At 71.2% G+C, this 5,199-nt stretch carries 7 protein-coding genes; 4 read left to right on the forward strand and 3 right to left on the reverse strand.

What is annotated here, in order from left to right; all coding sequences use genetic code 11:
- Positions 1–22 precede the first annotated feature (22 nt).
- Positions 23–610 carry a shikimate kinase gene (locus P409_RS26060; protein ID WP_034845301.1) on the reverse strand — a complete coding sequence of 196 codons (588 nt, stop codon included), beginning with the start codon at positions 608–610 and terminating at the stop codon, positions 23–25.
- A 162-nt stretch (positions 611–772) separates the two neighbouring features.
- On the opposite strand from P409_RS26060, the gene P409_RS39975 reads away from it, so the two are divergent.
- Both P409_RS39975 and P409_RS26065 read left to right on the forward strand, forming a co-directional pair.
- A complete protein-coding gene (locus P409_RS39975) occupies positions 773–967 on the forward strand; it encodes a hypothetical protein (RefSeq protein WP_152613546.1) in 195 nt (64 codons plus the stop codon).
- A gap of 4 nt (positions 968–971) precedes the next feature.
- Entirely contained in the window at positions 972–1,976 is a 1,005-nt protein-coding gene (locus tag P409_RS26065; RefSeq protein ID WP_238578774.1) for a site-specific tyrosine recombinase XerD, read from the forward strand.
- Here P409_RS26065 and P409_RS26070 read toward each other — a convergent pair.
- On the reverse strand, positions 1,973–2,356 hold the full coding sequence (locus P409_RS26070) for a GtrA family protein (RefSeq protein WP_034845307.1): 384 nt from the start codon (positions 2,354–2,356) through the stop codon (positions 1,973–1,975). The genes P409_RS26065 and P409_RS26070 overlap by 4 nt on opposite strands.
- Before the next feature lie 315 nt (positions 2,357–2,671).
- On the opposite strand from P409_RS26070, the gene P409_RS26075 reads away from it, so the two are divergent.
- Both P409_RS26075 and P409_RS26080 read left to right on the forward strand, forming a co-directional pair.
- Complete coding sequence (locus P409_RS26075) at positions 2,672–3,226, forward strand: GNAT family N-acetyltransferase (protein ID WP_052121400.1); 555 nt, start codon at positions 2,672–2,674, stop codon at positions 3,224–3,226.
- A gap of 37 nt (positions 3,227–3,263) precedes the next feature.
- Positions 3,264–4,217 carry an acetyl-CoA carboxylase carboxyltransferase subunit alpha gene (locus tag P409_RS26080; protein WP_034845303.1) on the forward strand — a complete coding sequence of 318 codons (954 nt, stop codon included), beginning with the start codon at positions 3,264–3,266 and terminating at the stop codon, positions 4,215–4,217.
- Positions 4,218–4,353: 136 nt separating this feature from the next.
- Here the strand turns inward: P409_RS26080 and P409_RS26085 are convergent.
- A partial coding sequence (locus P409_RS26085; protein ID WP_034845310.1) for an ATP-grasp domain-containing protein occupies positions 4,354–5,199 on the reverse strand: 846 nt, incomplete at its 5' end.

Raw genomic sequence — 5,199 nt, forward strand, 5'->3', positions numbered from 1 at the left:
GCGGATGGTCTCTCGTGTCATGTCAATCCGTTCGCCCCGCGGGCGCTGTTTCGTCCGCGGCTGTTTCGTGAGCGGCCAGATGCGCGTCGACCGCCGCCAGCACGCGGTCGACCGTCTCCTCGACCGGCCCGTCGCGGCTCTCCACCGTCAGGTCGGCCAAGGCGTAGATGGGGTGGCGCCGCTCCATCAGCTCGGCCAGCAGCGCCTTCGGGTCGCCGCCCCGCAGCAGCGGCCGGTTGCTGCGCTTGGCGGTGCGGGCGGCCAGCACTGCCAGCTCCGCCTTCAGCCAGACCGACAGGCCCAGCTCGGCGATGACATCCCGGGTCTGCGGGTCCATGAAGGCGCCGCCGCCGGTCGACAGCACCTGCACCGGATCGCGCATCAGCCGGGCGATCACCCGCCGCTCCAGGTCGCGGAAGGCCGGCTCGCCATAGCGCGCGAAGATGTCCGGGATAGTGCAGCCGGCCGCCGTCTCGATCTCCTGGTCGGCGTCGATGAAGCCGAGGCCCAGCCGCGCGGCCACGCGCTTGCCCACAGCGGTCTTGCCGGCGCCCATCAGGCCGACCAGAACCAGGGTGCGGGGCAAAGGGCGGTGCAACGTGGTGATCATCGATCCTCTTCCGGGCCCGATCCGGGCGTGTCAGATACCGGCTGGCGGTTTGCCGCCGCCTTGCCGACGGCCTAAGATAGGGTTGCGCCGGGCCCGCCGCATCTGCTTTCTCCAGCCCCGGCCGGCGCATCGGCCTGGTTTCACACCTGTCAGGGGTCCGTCTTGGCTCGTCGTCGTTCGAAGTCGCGCTTTTCGCAAGGTTCCGGTGGTGGCGGCGGGGGCGGCGGCCTCGGCCGGGTGCTGGCGCTCGCAGTGCTGCTGGTCATCGTCGGCGGCGGCGTCGCGCTCGCGGTGATCGACTTCCGGCCGCCGACCCAGACGGTCGAGAAGGTGATTCCTAACGATCAATTCAAATAGGGCCGTGACCGAGGCCGCGGCCCCAAAGCGCCGTCGCGGCCGGCCGCCGGCGCCGCGGCTGCTGCCCCCGCCTGCGGTCGAGGCCTTCCTCGACATGCTGGTGGCGGAGCGCGGCGCCGCCGCCAACACCCGCGAGGCCTATGGCCGCGACCTGCTCGACCTGAACCGTTTCCTCGAGGCCCGCGGCGGCGCCGTCGACCGCGCCGGCACCGACGATCTGCGCGCCTATCTCGGCGATCTGGCGCGGCGGGAAGGGGCCAAGGGCGGGAAGACCGCCGCCCGCACCGCGGCCCGACGCTTGTCAGCGATGCGCCAGTTCTACCGTTTCCTGGTGTCGGAGGGCCGGCGCCAGGACGATCCCTCCGCCGCGCTCGATTCCCCGGCGCTGGGCCGGCCGCTGCCGAAGCTGCTGTCCGAGGACGAGGTCGAGGGCCTGATCGGCGCGGTTTCGGGCCTGTTCGCCGACCCGGAGAGGCTGGCAGAGGGGCTGCGCCTGCTGGCCCTGCTCGAGATCCTCTATGGGGGCGGCCTGCGCGTGTCCGAGCTGGTCGGGCTGCCGCTCTCGGCCCTGGCGCGGGACGGACGGGCGCTGATCGTGCGCGGCAAGGGCGACAAGGAACGGCTGGTGCCGCTGTCGGAACCGGCACGGGACGCCATCGCGGCCTATCTCCCGCATCGCGGCATGTTCTTCGTCAAGGGCCGCGACCGCGGCTTCCTGTTCCCGTCGCGCACCGCCCGCGGTGGCTGCCTGACCCGGCAGCGATTCGGCCAGCTGCTGAAGGACCTTGCGGTCGAGGCGGGGATCGAGCCCAGCCGGGTCAGCCCGCATGTGCTGCGCCACGCCTTCGCCACCCATCTGCTGTCGCACGGCGCCGATCTGCGCTCGGTCCAGACCATGCTGGGCCATGCCGACATCGCCACGACCCAGATCTACACCCATGTGCTGGGCGACCGGCTGCAGAGCCTGGTGGCCGCAGCCCATCCGCTGGCGAAGGCGAAGCGCTCCTAGGTCCCCTGTGGCCGGGCGAAGGTCCACAGCCGGTTCGCCAGGAAGCCCCAGAACAGGACCACCAGCGTGGTCGCGGCCTGGGCCGGCAGGTAGGGCGCGCCGAGCCGGCCGACCAGCAGCGCCATCAGCAGCCCGGTCCAGGCGAAGCCCGAGGCCGCGACCGCGACGAATCGCCAGGCCGCCTCGCGATGCGGCCGGCCGCCGGCGAAGGTCAGCCGCCGGTTCAGCGCGTAGGAGACGAGGCCGCCGGCGACATAGCCCGCCAGCGTCGCCGGCAGCGGCGCTGCGCCGCCCGATTCGACCAGCCCGACCAGCACCATGTAGTGGACCGCCGTCGCAACCGCGCCGACGCCGGCATAGCGGGCGAACTGGCGGGGCATATCTGTCTGGACGGCCTGCATTTGCCTGTCCTGGCACAACGGCCGTCCGCCGTCACATTGCATCGCCGTAAGCGGAGGATCTTCAGCATTTGCATTGACAGCCGGGCCTGGTTGCGGTTTCGCTGTTGCCGCTGATCCTCATGGAACGGACCGACGTGACCCTCCTGCCCCCGACGCTGCGACGACGACGCCTGCAGCCCGCCCTTCGCGGCGCGGCGGCCTGAGGCGTTCCGGGGTGCTCGCGAAACCATGATGCGGGCGGGACGGAAGCCGGTCGGCGCGCGAACCGACGCTCCCCGTTCCAAGGACTTCCAATTGTACCTCCTGAAGACCGAGCGGCCGCGGGATGCGGCCGAAGTCGACGCCCTGCTCGACCTTGCCTTCGGCCCGAACCGGGAAGCCAAGATCTCCTACCGCTACCGCGACGGCATCGCGCCGACGCGCAGCCTGTGCTTCGTGGTGCGCGAGGACGGGCGGCCCGGCGGCCGCATCCTCGGCTCGGTCCGCTACTGGCCGATGCTGCTCGATTCCGGCCGGCCGACGCTGCTGCTGGGGCCGCTGGCGGTGCAGCCGGAGCTGCGCGGCGCCGGCGTCGGCGCCGCCCTGATGCGCGGCAGCATGAAGCGGGCGGCCGATATGGGCCACCGTCTGGTGCTGCTGGTCGGCGACCTCGCCTACTACGCCCGCTTCGGCTTCCAGCCCGCGGCGCCGCTGGGCTTCGTGATGCCGGACGAGCAGCCGCACCGCCTGCTGGTGGCGGAGCTGCGGCTGGGCGCGCTGGAGGATTGTCCCGGCGGAACCTTGCTGCGGGCAGAAGCCGCGGTCAGCCCTGCGCAGATTTCGGTCTCAATGCGCGCGGCCCTGTGTTAGACAGCCCCCCGATCCCGAGGGCCAGTCTCAACGCGGAATGAAGACCTTTCTCGAATTCGAAAAGCCGATCGCCGAGATCGAAGGCAAGATCGAGGAGCTTCGGCACATCACCGACGCCGGCGAGCTCAACATCGCCGACGAGGTCTCCCGGCTTCAGACCAAGGTCGACAAGCTGCTGCGCGACACCTATCGCGGGCTGACGCCGGCGCAGAAGGTGCAGGTCGCGCGGCACCCGAATCGGCCGCATGCGCTCGACTACATCCAGGGCCTGATCGCCGACTTCCAGCCGCTGGCGGGCGACCGCGCCTTCGCCGAGGACCGCGCCATCATCGGCGGGCTCGGCCGGTTCCAGGGCCGCTCGGTCGTGGTGATCGGGCAGGAGAAGGGCAACGACACCGAGAGCCGCATCCGGCACAATTTCGGCATGGCCAAGCCCGAGGGCTACCGCAAGGCGCAGCGCCTGCTGGACCTGGCCGACCGCTTCCACCTGCCCGTGATCACCTTCGTCGACACCGCCGGCGCCTATCCCGGCGTGGCGTCGGAGGAGCGCGGCGTGGCCGAGGCTATCGCCAAGTCGATCGAATCCTGCCTGCGGGTGCAGGTGCCGGTGGTCTCGATCGTGATCGGCGAGGGCGGCTCGGGCGGCGCCATCGGCATCGCCGTGGCCGACCGGGTGCTGATGCTGGAGCACTCGATCTACTCGGTGATCTCTCCGGAAGGCTGCGCCTCGATCCTGTGGCGCAGCAGCGCGCAGAGCCAGGAGGCCGCGGCGGCGCTGAAGCTGACGGCGCAGGACCTGAAGCAGCTCGGCGTCATCGACACGGTGGTGGAGGAGCCGGTCGGCGGCGCCCACCGCTTCCCGGAGCAGGCGATGACCGCCGTCGGCGACGCGATCGGGTCGGCGCTGGCCGGGCTGGTCGACCTCGACGGCAAGACTCTGCGCAGCAAACGCCGCGAGAAGTTCCTGGCGATCGGCCAGAATCTGGGCTGAGCCCGCTCTACCGAATACAAATAATCCGTCATGGCGAGGCGCGCAGCGCCGTGGCCATCCAGGGGCCGGTGCGAGCCCTGGATGGCCACGGCCCTTCGGGGCTCGCCATGACGGTTTCAGGTAGGGAATAGGCTGACTACCAGATCGACCCCACCGCCCGGCCCGGCACGGTCGCGCGCTCCTCGCCGGCCTCGATCCGCTTCAGGAAATGGCCGAGCAGCCGCTCGTACAGTGCGGCGCCCAGGCAGGCATCCTCCAGCCCGACATCGATGTTCGGATTGTCGTTGACCTCGATCACCACCGGGCCCCGCGCCGTCTCCTTCAGGTCGACGCCGTACAGGCCGGCGCCGATCAGGGCGGCTGCGGACAGCGCGGTGGACAGCACCGCCGATGGCACGGCGTCAAGCGGCACCGGCTCGGTCGCACCTTCCTCGCTGCGGCCGTCCCGGCCGTGGCGGAAGATCTGCCAGTGGCCGCGCACCATGCGGTAGCGGCAGGCGAAGAGCGGCCGGCCGGCCAGCACGCCGATGCGCCAGTCGAAATCGGTGTACAGGTATTCCTGCGCCAGGATCAGGCGCGACCGGCGCAGCAGACGACGACCCGCCACCGGCAGCTCGGCCGGGCTGTCGACGCGGATGACGCCGCGCGAGCAGGCGCCGTCCGGCACCTTCAGCACCAGCGGGAAGCCCAGCACCTCGCCGGCGGCGGCCAGCGTGTCGGCCCGCACCGCCAGGGTGCGCGGCTGCGGCACGCCCTCGGCCTTCAGCCGCTCGTGCAGGAACACCTTGTTGCAGCAGCGCAGGATCGACACGGGGTCGTCGATCACCGGCAGGCCCAGCTGCGCCGCGGTCTCGGCGAAGGCGTAGCTGGGCGATTGCAGCGCCGTGGTTTCGCGGATCAGCAGCGCGTCGAAGCCGCCTAGCCGCGGCAGGTCGCGATGACCGACGCATTCGGTGTCGATGCCCATCGACGACGCCACGTC

Source organism: Inquilinus limosus MP06 (assembly GCF_000767795.1).
In the GTDB taxonomy this organism is placed as follows: domain Bacteria; phylum Pseudomonadota; class Alphaproteobacteria; order DSM-16000; family Inquilinaceae; genus Inquilinus; species Inquilinus limosus_E.